This is a genomic window from Eisenbergiella sp. OF01-20 (assembly GCF_003478085.1).
Classification (GTDB): Bacteria; Bacillota; Clostridia; order Lachnospirales; family Lachnospiraceae; genus Eisenbergiella.
Genome location: NZ_QUES01000028.1, coordinates 67,139 through 84,188, shown reverse-complemented (window position 1 = coordinate 84,188; position 17,050 = coordinate 67,139). Strand labels below are relative to the sequence as shown.

General features: G+C 51.6%; 14 protein-coding genes. All 14 read left to right on the top strand.

Annotated features, from left to right (window positions below):
- Window positions 1–343 precede the first annotated feature (343 nt).
- The 14 genes from DXA36_RS24150 (at window position 344) to DXA36_RS24085 (ending at window position 17,044) form a co-directional block, all read left to right on the top strand.
- Window positions 344–1,213, top strand: coding sequence for a damage-control phosphatase ARMT1 family protein (locus tag DXA36_RS24150; protein ID WP_118681986.1), 870 nt, complete (start codon window positions 344–346; stop codon window positions 1,211–1,213).
- Between the two features lie 3 nt (window positions 1,214–1,216).
- On the top strand, window positions 1,217–4,666 hold the full coding sequence (locus tag DXA36_RS24145; RefSeq protein ID WP_118681985.1) for a DNA polymerase III subunit alpha: 3,450 nt from the start codon (window positions 1,217–1,219) through the stop codon (window positions 4,664–4,666).
- 116 nt (window positions 4,667–4,782) lie between these two features.
- Window positions 4,783–5,757, top strand: a complete 975-nt coding sequence (gene pfkA / locus DXA36_RS24140) for a 6-phosphofructokinase (protein ID WP_118681984.1) — start codon at window positions 4,783–4,785, stop codon at window positions 5,755–5,757.
- A gap of 103 nt (window positions 5,758–5,860) precedes the next feature.
- Window positions 5,861–7,204 (top strand): TrkH family potassium uptake protein, encoded by a 1,344-nt coding sequence (locus tag DXA36_RS24135; protein ID WP_118681983.1) that lies wholly within the window; start codon window positions 5,861–5,863, stop codon window positions 7,202–7,204.
- A gap of 40 nt (window positions 7,205–7,244) precedes the next feature.
- Entirely contained in the window at window positions 7,245–7,898 is a 654-nt protein-coding gene (locus DXA36_RS24130; RefSeq protein ID WP_118681982.1) for a potassium channel family protein, read from the top strand.
- A 12-nt stretch (window positions 7,899–7,910) separates the two neighbouring features.
- Entirely contained in the window at window positions 7,911–8,705 is a 795-nt protein-coding gene (locus tag DXA36_RS24125; RefSeq protein ID WP_118681981.1) for a TrmH family RNA methyltransferase, read from the top strand.
- Between the two features lie 372 nt (window positions 8,706–9,077).
- Window positions 9,078–10,235, top strand: a complete 1,158-nt coding sequence (locus DXA36_RS33645; protein ID WP_243114732.1) for a cell wall hydrolase — start codon at window positions 9,078–9,080, stop codon at window positions 10,233–10,235.
- Between the two features lie 436 nt (window positions 10,236–10,671).
- Entirely contained in the window at window positions 10,672–11,904 is a 1,233-nt protein-coding gene (locus DXA36_RS24115) for a cell wall hydrolase (protein ID WP_182479240.1), read from the top strand.
- A gap of 194 nt (window positions 11,905–12,098) precedes the next feature.
- Window positions 12,099–12,542: an NfeD family protein gene (locus DXA36_RS24110; RefSeq protein WP_118681979.1), complete on the top strand. Its 444-nt coding sequence runs from the start codon at window positions 12,099–12,101 to the stop codon at window positions 12,540–12,542.
- Between the two features lies 1 nt (window position 12,543).
- Window positions 12,544–13,467 (top strand): SPFH domain-containing protein, encoded by a 924-nt coding sequence (locus DXA36_RS24105; RefSeq protein WP_118681978.1) that lies wholly within the window; start codon window positions 12,544–12,546, stop codon window positions 13,465–13,467.
- 167 nt (window positions 13,468–13,634) lie between these two features.
- Window positions 13,635–14,627 (top strand): ornithine carbamoyltransferase, encoded by a 993-nt coding sequence (gene argF / locus DXA36_RS24100; RefSeq protein ID WP_118681977.1) that lies wholly within the window; start codon window positions 13,635–13,637, stop codon window positions 14,625–14,627.
- Between the two features lie 165 nt (window positions 14,628–14,792).
- The gene (locus DXA36_RS24095; protein ID WP_118681990.1) at window positions 14,793–15,776 is read left to right on the top strand and encodes a biotin--[acetyl-CoA-carboxylase] ligase; all 984 of its coding nucleotides are present in this window, start codon (window positions 14,793–14,795) and stop codon (window positions 15,774–15,776) included.
- Between the two features lie 84 nt (window positions 15,777–15,860).
- Window positions 15,861–16,280: a DUF6145 family protein gene (locus DXA36_RS24090; protein WP_118681976.1), complete on the top strand. Its 420-nt coding sequence runs from the start codon at window positions 15,861–15,863 to the stop codon at window positions 16,278–16,280.
- Window positions 16,277–17,044, top strand: a complete 768-nt coding sequence (locus DXA36_RS24085) for a type III pantothenate kinase (RefSeq protein ID WP_118681975.1) — start codon at window positions 16,277–16,279, stop codon at window positions 17,042–17,044. The genes DXA36_RS24090 and DXA36_RS24085 overlap by 4 nt, the downstream gene beginning before the upstream one ends.
- Window positions 17,045–17,050 lie beyond the last annotated feature (6 nt).

Below are 17,050 nucleotides of genomic sequence, written 5' to 3'. Positions count from 1 at the left end.
GGCAGCAGGCCGCACAGGGAAGCCGGGGCGGGTGACGCCTACCTTTTTTATCTGCACCCATAGAGAATCGGATGTATTTTGACATTGTAAAATCGCATGGTCCATGGTATTGTAATTTCAGCATAACTATTCAACAGGCCGGCGCATTTACTGCGCCAGGCGTAAGAAAGTGATTCGGGAGTGCAGAAATCCTATCGCCAAAGGCGATTTAGGATGGATTTTTGCAGTAACTGTGAAGGAACGGAACAGTTACATTTCAGCATAACTATTCAACAGGCCGGCGCATTTACTGCGCCAGACGTAAGAAAGTGATTCAGGCAAAATAGAAAGGTATGATACCATTATGAGATTATGTGCGTCCTGTATGCGCTGTCTGATGGACAGGCAGGAAGAGAGAGTCAGGGATAAGGGAACGGAAGAGGACAGGGATGCCTTTATGAGACAGGTGGCCCGCATTATTGCAGAAAGTGCCCCTGAGGATTCCGCTCCGGTGCTGGTGGACAGGATAAACGGGGAATACAGGAAGATTTTCGGGCCGGTTACGGATTATGATGCGATTAAAAAAGAATTCAATGAGCTGATGCTTTCCCTGGAACCGGATATCCGTTCCGTGATGGAGAAGGGGGAGGATGCTCTCCATACCGCCTTCGTATTCGCCAGGGCCGCCAATTATATTGATTTCGGCATGGCTGGACGGGTGGAAAAGGAAACCCTGCTGGAACTGCTGGAACAAGCCGCAGGGGACAGCATGGATGAAACGGTTTATGACAAAATGCTCTCCGATCTGGAACAAGCGCGGAAAATGGTATACGTTACCGATAACTGCGGAGAGGTGGTCTGTGACAAGCTGGTGGTGGAGGAATTGAAAAAACGTTTTCCCCTGCTGGAACTGACTGTGCTGGTGCGGGGAGAACCGGCTTTGAACGACGCCACGCGGGAGGATGCGGTACAGACCGGTCTTGATAAGGCGGCCAGGATTGTGGACAACGGCTGCGGTGTGGCGGGAACGCCGCTGGATTACGTGGGAGAAGAAGCGAGAGGCCTTCTGAAAGAGGCGGATGTGATTCTGGCAAAGGGGCAGGGAAATTTTGAAACCATGCACGGCTGCGGGCTGAATGTGTACTATTCCTTCCTATGTAAATGCGACTGGTTCCAGAAGCGCTTCGGCATGGAAAAAAACAAGGGCATGTTTGTCCGGGAAAGGAGTTCCTGATACATGGCATTTGCACATCTTCACGTCCATACGGAATACAGTCTGCTGGACGGGTCGAATAAGATAAAAGAATATGTGAAACGGGTAAAAGAGCTGGGGATGGACAGCGCCGCCATCACGGATCACGGCGTTATGTACGGTGTTATTGATTTCTACCGGGCCGCCAAGGAAGCGGGGATTAAGCCGATTATAGGCTGCGAGGTTTATGTGGCCCCCAACTCCCGCTTTGATAAAGAGCTGACGGGCGGGGATGACCGGTATTATCATCTGGTGCTGCTGGCGGAAAACAATACCGGTTATGCAAACCTGATGAAAATCGTGAGCAAGGGCTTCACCGAAGGCTATTATTACAAGCCCAGGGTGGATATGGAGGTGCTGAACCGTTACCATGAAGGCATCATTGCCCTTTCTGCCTGCCTGGCAGGCGAGGTGGCCCGTTATATCCAGAAAGGTCTGATTGACGAAGCCAAGAAGGCGGCGTTGAAGTACCAGGACTGCTTCGGAAAAGGGAACTATTATCTGGAGCTGCAGGATCATGGGATCCCAAACCAGCGTACGGTAAATACGGCCCTCCTTTCCATGAGCAAGGAGCTGGATATCCCTCTGGTAGCCACTAACGACGTACATTACACTTACCGGGAGGATGAAAAACCCCATGATATCCTGCTGTGTATCCAGACGGCTAAAAAGCTGGCGGATGAGGACCGGATGCGGTATGAGGGCGGCCAGTATTATGTAAAGAGCGAGGAAGAAATGAAAGGGCTGTTCCCGTATGCCTGGGAAGCTGTGGAAAACACCCAGGATATCGCCGACCGCTGTAACGTGGACATCGAGTTCGGCGTGACGAAGCTGCCCCATTTTGAGGTGCCTGCGGGGTATGATTCCTGGAGTTATCTGAATAAGCTCTGCAGCGACGGTCTGAAGGAACGTTATCCGGAGGATGACGGCACGCTGAAGGAGCGGCTGGATTATGAACTGGATATTATCCGGCGCATGGGTTACGTGGATTATTTCCTCATTGTATGGGATTTTATTAATTATGCCAAGAGTAATGATATCATGGTGGGGCCGGGAAGAGGATCTGCGGCAGGAAGCATCGTATCCTATTGCCTGAAAATCACCAATATCGATCCTATTAAATATAACCTGCTGTTTGAACGTTTCCTGAATCCCGAGCGTGTATCCATGCCCGATATCGACATTGACTTCTGCTTTGAAAGACGGCAGGAGGTCATTGATTATGTGGGAAAGAAGTACGGTGCCGAGAAGGTGGTTCAGATCGTGACCTTCGGTACCATGGCGGCCAAGGGGGTAATCCGGGACGTGGGAAGGGTAATGGATCTGCCCTATTCCTATGTGGACGGTATCGCCAAAATGATCCCCAACGAGCTGAATGTCACGATAGACAGGGCGCTCCAGGCCAATCCGGAGCTGAGAAAGCTCTACGAAACCGACGAACAGGTTAAGGTACTCATCGATATGAGCAAGCGTCTGGAGGGACTTCCCAGGCATACCTCCATGCATGCGGCAGGTGTGGTAATCTGCCCGGACAGTGCGGATGAATACGTGCCCCTCTCCCGGGGATCGGACGGCTGTATCACCACCCAGTTTACCATGACCACTCTGGAAGAGCTGGGACTTCTGAAAATGGATTTCCTGGGGCTGCGTACCCTGACGGTAATCCAGAATGCTGTGAATCTGATCAAAAAGGATAAGAATATCGGCCTGGATATCGATGCCGTCGATTTTAACGACAAGGCCGTCCTGGATTCCATCGGAACCGGAAGGACCGACGGCGTGTTCCAGCTGGAAAGCGGCGGGATGAAGAACTTCATGAAGGAGCTGAAGCCCCGGAACCTGGAGGATATCATCGCCGGCATTTCCCTGTACCGTCCCGGCCCCATGGATTTTATCCCCCGGTATATCAAGGGAAAGAACAATGCGGCAAGCATCAGCTACCTGTGCCCCCAGCTGCAGCCTATCCTGGAGCCTACCTACGGCTGTATTGTATACCAGGAGCAGGTTATGCAGATCGTGCGGGATCTGGGCGGCTATACCATGGGACGCAGCGATTTGGTGCGCCGTGCCATGAGCAAGAAAAAACAGTCCGTCATGGAGAAAGAAAGGGCCAATTTCATTTACGGCAATGAAGAAGAAGGCGTTCCCGGCTGTGTCCGCAACGGCATATCGGAGCAGGTGGCGGGTACCATTTATGAAGAGATGATGGATTTTGCCAAATACGCTTTTAATAAATCCCATGCCGCCTGTTATGCGGTGGTATCCTACCAGACCGCTTACCTGAAATATTATTATCCCGTGGAATTCATGGCGGCTCTGCTTACCTCTGTCATTGACAATCCCGGCAAGGTATCGGAATATATCCTGACGTGCCGCAGTATGGGGATAAAAATCCTGCCTCCGGATATCAATGAAGGAGAGGCGGGCTTTTCCGTATCCGGCGGTTCCATCCGTTATGCGCTCACGGCTATAAAAGGCGTGGGAAGGCCGGTAATCGATGAGGTGACCAGGGAACGTACGGCAAGAGGCCCCTTCCTGAGCCTGCAGGATTTTGTCACCCGCATGGCGGATTCCGAAGTGAATAAGCGGACGGTGGAAAACTTTATCAAATCCGGCACCTTTGACGGGCTGGGAGGCACCAGGAAGCAGTTCATGAGCGTATTTGTGCAGATGATGGATTCCCAGCAGCACAATAAGAAAAATAACCTGGCGGGACAGATGAGCCTGTTTGATCTGGTGAGTGAAGAAGAAAAAAGTGATTTTGAGATTCGTCTCCCTGATGTGGGGGAATACTCTAAAGAGCTGCTGCTCGGTTTTGAAAAAGAAGTCCTTGGCATTTATATCAGCGGACACCCTCTGGAAGAGTATGAACAGACCTGGAGAAAGCATATTACCAGGACTACCGCGGATTTTATGATGGATGAAGAAACCGGCGAAATGAACGTCCGTGACCAGGAACGGGTGACGGTGGGCGGCATGATTGCCGAGAAGAAAATCAAATATACCAAAAATGATAAAATCATGGCCTTCCTCACCCTGGAGGATCTGGTGGGTAGTATTGAAGTCCTCGTGTTCCCCAAGGTGTATGAACAGGAAAGCGCGAAGCTGACGGAGGAGAATAAGGTATTCGTTAAAGGGCGGGTATCCGCGGAGGAAGACAGGGACGGCAAGCTTATCTGCGAGTCCATCCAGGCCTTTGACGATATCCGTAAAACCCTCTGGATCAAGTTTCCCACCAAGCCGGAATACGAAGCGGCGGAAAAGCAGCTGCTGGAAATCCTGGCGGAATCGGACGGAAACGATGGGGTGGTGATTTATGTGGAAAACCCGAAAGCCAAAAAGGCGCTGCCTCCCAACCGCAGCGTGAGGGCTGATCAGGCTCTGATCGCCCGGCTGGGAGAGCTGTACGGGGAAGGGAATATAAAGCTTGTTTAGTCCGGCGGTGCGGCCCGGCGAAGAAAAAGATTGAAAACAATACGGATTTCGATTAAAATAAAAACAAAAGTTAAGGTAATCACGGGGTAACTGTCCGGCAGACTGGAGGATAAATCATGGCTAAGGCAATTAAGACAATAGGGATACTCACAAGCGGCGGTGATGCGCCGGGCATGAATGCCGCCATTCGTGCCGTTGTCAGGAAGGCAATCACCAACGGTGTTACTGTAAAGGGAATCAAAAGAGGGTATCAGGGCCTGCTGAATGAAGAGATCGTGGATATGCAGGCGCGCAGTGTTTCCGACATCATCCAGAGGGGCGGAACCATACTGGGAACAGCCCGCTGCCTGGAATTCAAGACCGAGGCCGGACAGCAGAAGGGTGCCGAAATCTGCAGGAAGCATGGAATTGACGGCCTGGTGGTGATCGGCGGGGACGGATCCTATCAGGGTGCCCAGGCGCTCTCCCGCCTCGGCATCAATACCATCGGCCTTCCCGGAACCATCGATTTGGACATCGCATGTACCGATTATACCATCGGTTTTGATACCGCGGTAAATACGGCGATGCAGGCCATTGATAAGGTAAGGGATACCTCTTCCTCCCATGAGCGGTGCAGCATCATTGAGGTAATGGGCAGGAATGCAGGTTATATCGCCCTGTGGTGCGGCGTTGCCAACGGTGCGGAGGACATCCTCCTTCCCGAAAAATACGATTTTAATGAACAGAATATTATTAATAATATCATCAACAACAGAAAACGGGGAAAAACCCATCATTTGATCATCAATGCCGAAGGCATCGGCCATTCCACCTCCATGGCGAGAAGAATTGAAGCAGCCACCGGTGTGGAAACCAGGGCCACGATATTGGGCTACATGCAGAGGGGCGGCAGCCCTACCTGTAAAGATCGATATTATGCCTCCATTATGGGCTGTCTTGCGGCGGACATTCTTTGCGAAGGCAAGACGAACCGGGTGGTAGGCTACCGACACGGCGAGTTCAGGGATTTTGACATTGAGGAAGCCCTGGCGATGCAGAAGGATATTCCGGAATATGAATACAAAATCAGTAAGCTGCTTGCATTATAAGCGGGCGGCATTAACATAACGGATACCCCGCAGCGCGGGGATTTCCCCAAAAATAAAGGCGTTCGGTGGGAACCGGCGCCTTCCTGTATGTCAGAGGAATCTTATGCTTACGAAAAAGAAACAAAAAATGCCTTATACCAGAATGCTGGCCCTTGGCTTTGCACTCATCATAGTAATCGGCGCCCTGCTCCTCAGCCTGCCCTTTGCCACAAGAAGCAGGGAAGGCATGCCCTTCCTGGACGCTCTTTTCACCGCCACCTCGGCCACCTGTGTAACAGGGCTGGTGGTAGCCGACACCTACCAGAACTGGAGCCTTTTCGGACAGCTGGTCATCCTGGCGTTAATCCAGATAGGAGGGCTTGGTTTTATCACCATCGGCAGTTATATTGCGGTGGTAATGAAAAAGAAAATCGGCCTCAAGGAAAGGACAGCCATCCATGAAAGCGTGAGTACTATGGAGCTGGCAGGCGTGGTGAGGCTGGTGCGGAAAATTGTCATGGGTACCTTTGCCTTTGAAATGCTGGGGGCGCTGCTTTTGTCCCTGCGTTTTGTTCCCCAATACGGACTGGTAAGAGGCTGCTATATGGGAATTTTCCATGCGGTATCCGCGTTCTGCAATGCGGGCTTTGATCTGATGGGAATCAACGAAGCCTACAGCTCCCTGGTGGCCTATGAAGGGGATATCCTGGTGAACTTCACTATCATGGCTCTCATCATTGCGGGAGGAACCGGCTTTCTCGTCTGGGATGATATCCAGCGGAACGGGCTGCATTTTAAAAAATATCTTCTGCACAGCAAAATTGTGCTGATAACCACTTCCGTGCTGATTTTCGGGGGCGCTTTCCTTTTTTACCTGCTGGAGAGGGATAACGTGCTTGCGGGAATGAGCGGAAAAGAACAGATACTGGGTGCTCTTTTCAGCGCGGTCACCCCCAGGACGGCAGGCTTTAACAGCGTGGATACTGCGGCTTTGAAAGAGTCCAGCAAGTTCCTCACCATGGTACTGATGTTCATCGGCGGCAGTCCGGGTTCCACTGCAGGCGGTGTTAAGGTGACCACGGCTGTGGTTATGGTGCTTTCCACCATAGCTATGATCCGGGGCACGCATGGAGTCAATATCCTCAAACGCCGTCTGGAAGAGGATGCGGTGAAAAAGGCCAGTGCCATTGTCACCATCGATCTGGGACTGGCAGTAATGGCGGCCCTGATCATCATGGCTGTACAGCCCCTGGGGCTTACGGATACTCTTTTTGAGGTTTTTTCCGCTATCGGTACCGTGGGTATGACAACGGGCGTCACAAGGGAGCTTGTTCCGGTATCCCGGATTGTGATTATTTTGCTGATGTACTGCGGCCGGCTGGGAAGCCTTACCTTTACGCTGGTATTTGCCAGAAGCAAACCGGAACCGCCGGTCAAACAGCCGGTGGAAAAAATAGTGGTGGGATAAGGTTTTCCCCGGGATAATACGAAGGAGGTTTATACGAACCATGAAATCTATGCTTGTAATCGGCCTGGGACGCTTTGGGCAGCACCTGGCTTCCAATCTTCTCGATCTGGATAACGATGTGATGATCATTGATTCGGATGAGAAAAAGCTGGAGGGCCTGGTGCCTTATGCCACCAGCTCCAAAATAGGGGACTGTACCAACCCGGAAGTGCTGCGCAGTCTTGGAATCGGGAATTTCGACGTGATATTCGTATGTATCGGTACCAATTTCCAGAGCAGCCTCGAGATCACCAGCCTGGTGAAGGAAATGGGCGGAAAGCATGTGGTCAGCAAGGCCACAAGGGATATCCAGGCAAAATTCCTTCTTCGCAACGGTGCGGACGAGGTCATTTATCCGGAGAAGGATATTGCGGAACGCTGTGCCGCGAAATACAGTATGGATAACGTATTTGATTATATCGAAATTTCTTCCCATTACGGGATTTATGAGATAAGCCCCATGAAGGAATGGGTGGGAAAAACCATACGGGAATCCAATATCGCCGCCCGTTACCGGGTGACAATAATCGGCATTAAACGGGAGGGTTATGAGTCCCAGATCATGCCGTCTGCGGATGATTATATAGAAGAAGGGGAGCACCTCATCGTCCTTGCTTCCCATGAAACAGCCAAAAAACTGTCCAAGCAGCTTTAAAAGGAGAAGGAAATGATTACATCGGCATCCAATACCCGTATCAAAAAAGTGGCTGCGCTGAACCAGAAGGCAAAGGAGCGCAGACAGGAGGGAAAATATGTGGTGGAGGGCGTGAAAATGTTCCTGGAAGCGCCGGACGGGGAAATCGAAGAGGTATATACGGCAGAAGGCTTTTGTAATCCTTCCTGTGATCAGAAGTTGAGCCGCCTGCCGGTGGAGCGGGTATCGGAGGAGGTATTCCGGAAGATGAGCGATACTGCCGCACCCCAGGGAATCCTCTGTGTTATGAGACAGAAGGCCTATACCCCGGAAAGCCTTCTGCAGGGGACGGATCCCCTTCTCATGCTTCTGGAGGACATCCAGGATCCGGGGAATCTGGGGACTATCCTGCGCACCGGCGAGGGGGCGGGGGTGGACGGTGTGATTATGAGCCGGGAAACCGCAGATATTTATAACCCCAAAACCATACGTTCCACCATGGGAAGCATATACCGGGTCCCTTTTGTGTACGTCTCCTCCCTTGCCGATATGATTTCCATGTTGAATAAAAAAAAGATACGTGTTTTTGCTGCGCATCTGAAAGGGGAATGTTGGTATGACCAGGAGGATTACTGCCGGGGAAGCGCTTTCCTGATAGGAAACGAAGGAAACGGCCTGCGGGAAGAAACCGCCGCCCTGGCAGATTCCTACATAAAAATTCCCATGGCCGGAAACGTGGAATCCCTGAATGCGGCCATGGCATCTGGAATTCTGATGTACGAAGCAGCCAGACAGAGGCGTATTATGACAGACGGTGGAAAAAGATAAAATATTATGTAATATTTGTAACAATTAGATAACCATCTAAATAAATTCTTAAGAAAAGTTGCTCCTCACGTAGAAAAGAATACGAGGCAGCAACTTTTTTACTGTTAAAAATTAAGGAAAAATGAAAATAATGTAAAAATAATAGCGATAGAATGTAAAAAATAGACGTAATACAATAAAAAATAAATTCTTATAATAGTAGATAAATGATAAAAAGTAGTCGAAAATCCTTGTTTTTAGCCGGTTGTATCAAGGGGTTGACAAATGGGAATAATGTTGGTATGATATCAAACGTAACATTTGTTAACAAGTTTGTAACAATTGTGAAAATGTTCCCACTGACCCGGGGGACAATAAAAACGGAGGTTATTTATGAACACAAATGGCAGAAGGTTGTGCAGGCATGCTGCCGGATGGCTGACAGGTATTATGGTGCTCAGCTCGGCATGCGGAACAACCGCTATGGCAAATGGTGTTATGCTGGTTGAAACGGCCAGTGTGGCAGATGTCCATGCAGAAGCTGATGAGACCTCTCCGGTACTGATCACGCTTTCCGGTACGCAGGCAGTTGTACTGGGACACGAAGAGGACTGGACGAAGGTACAGGTCGGTGAGATTACCGGCTGGGTGGAGAGTGAACACCTGACAAACGGCAGTGATACAACGCAAGATATCGTGCCGGAAAGCCCGGAGGAAACATTGACTGCGGGCAATACGGAAGAGCAGATAGAGCAGACGCAAGAGAAGCAAGAGGTTTCCGGAGAAAAGCAGAACGCGGCAGATGAGTCCGCTGCAAAAATGCCGGAAGAATCACAGACGGCTGCCGGACAACAGACGGCAGAAGCCACAAAAAAGGCAGAGGAAGATACCCTGAGAAAGACGGCTGAGGAACAGAAAGCCGCACAGGAAACGGCTGGAAAGGCCGCCGCAGCCGCGCAGAAAGCAGCGGCGGAAGCCCAGAAAGCTGCGGAAGAAGCGGCGCAGAAAGCGGCGGCACAAGCCCAGAAAGCTGCGGAAGAAGCGGCGCAGAAAGCGGCGGCACAAGCCCGGAAAGCGGCGGAAGAAGCCGCACAGAAAGCGGCAGAAGAAGCCCAGAGAGCCGCGGAAGAGGCCGCCAGGAAGGCGGCGGAAGAAGCCCAGGCAGCCGCTGTACAGGCGGCCCAGCAGGCAGTGATAGCCCAGGCCGGAGTTACCTCCCAGGATGTGGAGCTTCTTGCCGCGCTGATTCAGTGTGAAGCGGGCGGGGAATCCTATGTGGGCCAGGTGGCTGTAGGAAATGTGGTGATGAACCGTGTGGAAGCAGCCGGCCATCCCGGCAGCATTCCGGATGTGATCTATGCCGCCGGACAGTTCAGCCCGGTAAGGAACGGGACACTTTCCAGAACACTGTCAACCGGAAATATCAGTCCTTCCTGCAGGCAGGCGGCTGTGGAAGCTATAGCAGGTTCTGCCCCGGTAGGCGATAAGCTTTATTTCAGAAGGGCAAACGGAAGAAGCGGCCAGATTATCGGCAACCATGTTTTCTATTAAGCATAGTAACTGTCCGGCACCTTCACAGTTGCAGGCAAAAATCTATTTAAAACCGCCTGACGCTGAAAAGTTATTAACCATACATCGGAAGAGAATGAACGGCAGGATTGTATAAACAGTCCCGCCGTTTTTTGATGGCTTTTTGTTTTCCGGCCGCCTGCAAAGAGGAAACGAGGGAAGGAAAACGGATTAACAACAGCCGGAAATAGGGTAACCGCTTACGATCCATAATACGGATTTTACAGTATTTTTTAACAAATCTTGACAAAATTTGCAACAATTGTTAACATGTCTGTAATATATACAAATAATGGAAGCAGGATGGCTTCGGTTTTGTAACGGGATATGCGGGAGGTTATAACGGTTCAGGCTTGTGTGAGCTGTTATGGGAGATTCTATGAGAGAAGGTGTGAAAGCACCTGACAGGGGTTATACTATGAAAGAGCAAACAAAACAGAGGATTCATTTTCCTTTTCTCAGCACATGGCTGCTCATTACGGTATTTGCCTTTGCTTCCGGAACGGAAGTGATGGCACAGCCGGGGAACGGGGAGAATCCGGGAGCAGGCGTGGCAGGTATCCTCGACGAGGATACGGTTCCTGAAGAAGACGATACAGCGGTTGTGGAACAGGCTGTTTTGGAAAACGGCTTTGCTGGCGAAGCCGCCCTGTCCGTCAGTGTGGGCAGGCAGCCGGCAAAGGAGACCAGGAAAGAGCCGGAAGAAGATACAGGACTGGTTATGACCAATGTGACCTATACGCTGAATGTCAGGGAGGAGCCGGACGAGGAGGCGGAAAGGATCGGATATCTGTATGCGGACTGCGGCGGTACGATTCTGGAAAGGAAAGACGGCTGGACCAGGCTGGAGTCCGGCGGGCTGGTAGGCTGGGCCAAGGATGAATATCTTCTTTTTGAAGAGGACGCCGTTAAGGAAGCCAGACAGGTGGGCAGGACAATGGCTACCGTAACCGGGGATACCCTGCGTATCCGAAAGGAGCCTGCGGCGGATGCGGGGGTGTATGCCCTGGCGGCTAAAGGAGAGAGCTTTGAAGTAGTGGGGGAAAGCGAACTTGAATACAGTGACGGTATCCATCTTGGCGACGAATGGGCCGCCATTGATTATGAAGGACGTACCGGCTATATTTCCGCCGACTATATTACCGTCGATTTCGAGGTGGACAGCGGAGAGACCCTGGAGGAAATTGCCGCAAGGGAAGCGGCGGAAACACAGGTGCCGGCTGCAAGCACGGCGGCATCCAAGGGAGGCCGGTCAATGACAACAGCCTCCGGCGGGGAGACGAAAAAAGAGAATGCCGGCGCGGTACCTGCCGGCACCAGTGATGCCCAGCTTCTTGCAGCACTGATCCAATGTGAGGCCGGAGGAGAAAGCTACGAGGGCCAGCTTGCGGTGGGAGCGGTGGTGCTTAACCGGGTGAGGAGCGGATCCTATCCCGGCACGGTATCCGGCGTCATCTATGCGTCCGGACAGTTCGGTCCCGCAGGATCCGGAAAGGTAGCCTCGCTTTTATCCGGCGGGAATATCAAGAGCAGCTGCCTGCAGGCGGCGAATGAAGCCCTCAGCGGTGTGACCAATGTAGGGAATGCCACCCATTTCCGCCGGGCCGGAAGCCGGGACGGGATCGTGATCGGAAACCATGTTTTCTGGTAATAAATAAGTATAATCTGGAAAATAATGTGTAGAGGGGCCGTATTTTACGGCTCCTTTTCAAAATATTAAAATTTCCCTGCCGTAAAAAGATTGAATATCTTTTGGCATTATAGTATTATGGAGGAAAGCGTTAAGCGAATCCTTTCCCTTACAGAAAGGAGCATGCTTTCACTTGCCGAAAAGGAGGGCTATGTATGAACCAGGTCGTATTCTGGCTGATTCTGCTGATAATTCTGGTGGCCGTGGAAATTGCTACCATGGGGCTTACCACTATCTGGTTTGCGGGCGGCGCTTTCGTTGCAATCATAGCGGCGGCATTTAACGCACCGCTGTATGTGCAGATTACGCTGTTTCTGATCGTATCGGTGGTATTGCTGCTGTTTACCAGGCCGATTGCCATGAAGTATTTTAATAAAGACCGGATCCGGACCAATGCGGAAAGCCTGATAGGCCGGCAGGCAGTGGTTACGGAAGAAATTGACAATCTCCCGGCCACAGGTTCGGTAAGCATCAACGGACAGGAATGGACGGCAAGATGCGTGATGGACGGGATTAAGATTCCCAAGGGAACCGTCGTTATAATCCGTGCCATCAGCGGAGTAAAACTAATCGTAGAAGAGAGAAGAGAGGGAATGTAGTATGACTGGAGCAATTGTGTTGTTGATTATTCTTGTGCTTATCATTATCCTGCTGGCGTCATGTATCAAGATTGTACCCCAGGCGCAGGCATATGTTGTGGAAAGGCTGGGCGCCTACCAGGGGACCTGGGGCGTGGGGCTTAAGCTGAAAATGCCTTTCATTGATAAAATTGCCAGAAAAGTGAACCTGAAGGAGCAGGTGGTTGATTTCGCTCCCCAGCCGGTTATCACCAAGGATAATGTTACCATGCGTATTGATACGGTAGTCTTTTTCCAGATTACGGATCCCAAGCTGTATACCTATGGCGTGGAAAATCCCATCATGGCGATTGAAAATCTGACAGCTACCACCCTGCGTAATATTATAGGTGATCTGGAGCTGGATCAGACCCTGACCTCCAGAGAGACCATCAATACCAAAATGCGTGCGTCCCTGGACGTGGCAACCGATCCCTGGGGCATTAAGGTTACCAGGGTGGAACTGAAAAACATCATTCCTCCGGCGGCTATCCAGGATGCCATGGAGAAGCAGATGAAGGCGGAACGTGAAAGACGTGAATCCATCCTGCGTGCGGAAGGTGAGAAGAAATCCACCATCCTTGTGGCCGAAGGTAAGAAGCAGTCCGCTATTCTGGAAGCAGAAGGTGAAAAGCAGTCTGCAATCCTGCATGCGGAAGCGGAAAAAGAGAAGATGATCCGGGAAGCGGAAGGTGAAGCCGAGGCGATTCTGAAGGTACAGCAGGCTACAGCCGATGGTATCCGGTTTATTAAAGAAGCCGGCGCGGATGATGCGGTATTGAAGATCAAGAGTCTGGAGGCCTTTGAAAAGGCTGCGGACGGTAAGGCAACCAAGATTATTATCCCCTCCGAAATTCAGGGAATGGCAGGAATGCTTGCTTCCGCCAAGGAAGTGCTGAACGCCTGAGAGAGAAGGATAAAAGAAGTAACTGGGAAGGGGACGGAACAGTTATATAAGCATGCGTGAATAGACGGAGAAAGGTCTCACATCAAAGAAGAAGCGGATGTGAGACTTTTTCGTCAGAGCCTTTCCGGCTCTGGGAAACGTAGTTCGGGACGAAAGGAGAGAATGCTATGAATCTGAAAGGACGTCATTTTTTAAAGCTGTTGGATTATACCCCGGAGGAGATCACCTATCTTTTGGACTTGTCAGCAGATTTGAAGGAAAAAAAGAAAAAAGGAATTCCGGTAAACTGTTTCCAGGGGAAAAATGTAGCTCTTATTTTTGAAAAGACAAGTACCCGGACAAGATGTTCCTTTGAGGTGGCCGCCCATGATCTGGGGCTGGGCACTACCTATCTGGATCCTTCCGGATCCCAGATAGGGAAGAAGGAAAGCATTGCCGATACGGCGAGAGTGCTTGGAAGAATGTACGAAGGAATCGAATACCGCGGTTTCGGACAGAATATTGTGGAAGAACTGGCGCAATATGCCGGCGTACCTGTATGGAACGGCCTGACCAATGAATTCCATCCCACCCAGATGCTGGCGGATCTGCTGACCATCCGCGAACATCTGGGACGGATACAGGGCGTGAAGCTGGTATACATGGGAGATACCCGTTACAACATGGGAAATTCCTACATGGTGGCCTGTGCCAAAATGGGGATGCATTTTACCGCCTGTGCGCCTGAGGAGTATTTCCCCTCCGGAGAGCTTGTGGAGCAGTGCAGGGCGATAGCCGCGCAGACAGGCGGAAGCATTACGCTTACCGGGGATGCCATGGAAGGGACGCGGGGCGCGGATGTGATCTGCACCGATGTCTGGGTTTCCATGGGGGAGCCGGATTATGTCTGGGAGGAGCGTATCCGCCTTCTTTCCCCTTACCAGGTGAACCGCAGAATCATGGAAAACGCAGGGAATGCCATCTTTATGCACTGCCTGCCCGCATTCCATGATCTGCATACCAGGATAGGTAAGGAAATCGGGGAAAAATTCGGAATCAATGAAATGGAAGTTTCCAATGAGGTCTTTGAATCCTCCGCTTCCGTGGTGTTTGATGAGGCGGAAAACAGGATGCATACCATTAAAGCGGTTATGGCGGCTACTTTGGGCTATGAATTCTGACACAGGAACCGGTAAAGGAGAGCTTACAGTTTCATGAAAACAGAAATACTTTCGCTGCTCCGGGAGCGTGTGTCCGGTGGAAATACGGCGGCCGGCCCTGCAGGCATGCCATCCGGGGAAGGGCACCCGGCAGGCATGCCAGTCGGGGAAGGGCACCCGGCAGGCATGCCAGTCGGGGAAGGGCACCCGACAGGCAGGGAATATATATCAGGACAGGAGCTGTGCAGCCGTTTCGGTGTATCCAGGACGGCTGTCTGGAAAGCGATCAACCAGCTGAAGGAGGAAGGCTATGAAATCGAGGCGGTGCAGAACAAGGGCTACCGTTTGAAAGCTTCCCCGGATGTGATGGGGGAGATTGAGCTGGGGAGCCGGCTGCGGACCAGGGGAGAAGGACATTGGGCCGGCAGCAGCCTGCTTTTTTACCCCAGCACAGGCTCTACCAACATGGATGCCAAAAGGGCCGCGGAGGACGGCGCGCCGGAAGGGACGCTGGTGGTAACCGACTGCCAGAAAACAGGAAGAGGCCGCAGAGGGAGGGACTGGAGTTCCCCCCAGGGCTGTAACCTGTATTTCACCCTCCTTCTCCGTCCGGACTGCAGTCCGGATCAGGCCTGCATGCTCACGCTGGTAATGGCTCTTGCCGTGGCGGAGGCCGTGGAGGAACTGGGGCTGGAGGCCGGAATCAAATGGCCAAATGACATTGTGCTTTCCGGAAAAAAGATATGCGGAATACTGACGGAAATGAGCGCCGAGCCGGATTATATCCATTATGTGGTGATCGGCTGCGGCATTAATGTGAACCAGGAGGAATTCCCGGAGGAGATCCGCAGGACGGCGACTTCCCTGAAGCGGGAAAAAGGAGGGACAATCTCCCGATCCGCCCTGCTGGTGTCGGTGATGGATCATTTCGAAAAGGCTTACGGGGCCTTCCGGGAAACGTGGGACCTGTCCGGGCTGCTTCCCTCCTATCATAAATTCCTTCTGAATAAGGATACCCCGGTGCGTGTCCTTGATCCGAAAGGGGAATTCGAAGGGATTGCCAGAGGAGTGAATGAAAACGGGGAGCTTCTGGTGGAAACACAGCAGGGAGAGCTGGTAAGTGTCTATGCAGGAGAAGTTTCCGTGCGTGGTGTTTATGGATATGTATAGAGAACAAAGCGGGCTTCTGGGCCTGCAATATGCAAAGATGGGTTCTTTCCCGGTTTTGGGTGTGGAGCCGGAACGGAGTCAGGGATGAGTGACAGGAAGGAAATGACAGGCGGGGAAAACAGCTGGGATTCGGGAAAGACCCGGGATGGACGCATTGTCCTGTGCGGCGCCAATTCCTATGAGCAAAAATATTATTTTAACCCGGATTTTGAAAAGCTCCCGCAGTCTGTGCGGGAGGAGCTTCATATCCTGTGTGTGCTGTACACGGAGGATGTGGGAGGCATTTTTACCATATTGTTTGAGCAGGACGGCGGTGTGACGCTGGAAACCACGGCGGCAGAAGACGATTATCTGTACGACGAGGTGAGCAGCGGCCTTTTGCTGGGGGAAATCCGTAGGAAAAGAAGGGAGCTGCTGGAGTCCTTAAGCCTTTATTACAGGGCGATGGTACTGCATGAGAATGTGGCCGATTTTCTGGATGAGGAAGGTGGGATAAGCGAATGATATTAGTGATCGATGTGGGGAATACCAATATAACCTTTGGCGTATACGAGGGGAAAACACTTGTGACCACCTTCCGTATGATGTCCAAAATGCCCCATACCTCGGATGAGTATGGGATGAATATCAGGCAGCTTCTGATGTTTGACGGGATTTCCAAAGAACAGATAGAGGGGACCATAGTGGCGAGCGTCGTTCCCAATATCATGCATTCCCTGGTGGGCGGTATTACCAGATATCTGGGGACGCCTCCCCTTATTGTGGGTGCGGGGACAAAAACAGGAATCCGCATTATTACGGAGAATCCCAAGGAAATCGGACCGGACCGTATCGTGGATGCGGTGGCTGCCTATGAAAAATACGGCGGGCCTGTGCTGGTGCTGGATTTCGGGACGGCGACCACCTATGACTACGTGACGGGGGACGGCTGCTTCGCCGCAGGAATTACGGCGCCGGGAGTCCGTATGTCCGCCAAGGCATTGTGGGAGGATACCGCAAAGCTTCCTATGGTGGAAATCAAGAAACCGAAAAGCATCCTGGCTCAGGAGACTATATCCAGCATGCAGGCCGGACTGGTTTACGGACAGATCGGCCAGACGGAATATATTGTAAACATGGTTAAAAAAGAGACGGGAATTGCCGATATGAAAGTAGTGGCGACCGGCGGTCTGGGCCGGATCATATCGGATGAAACGGATTCCATTGATATTTACGACAGCGCACTGACCCTGGAGGGGCTGCGCTATATTTACGGAAAGAACAGATAACAATAG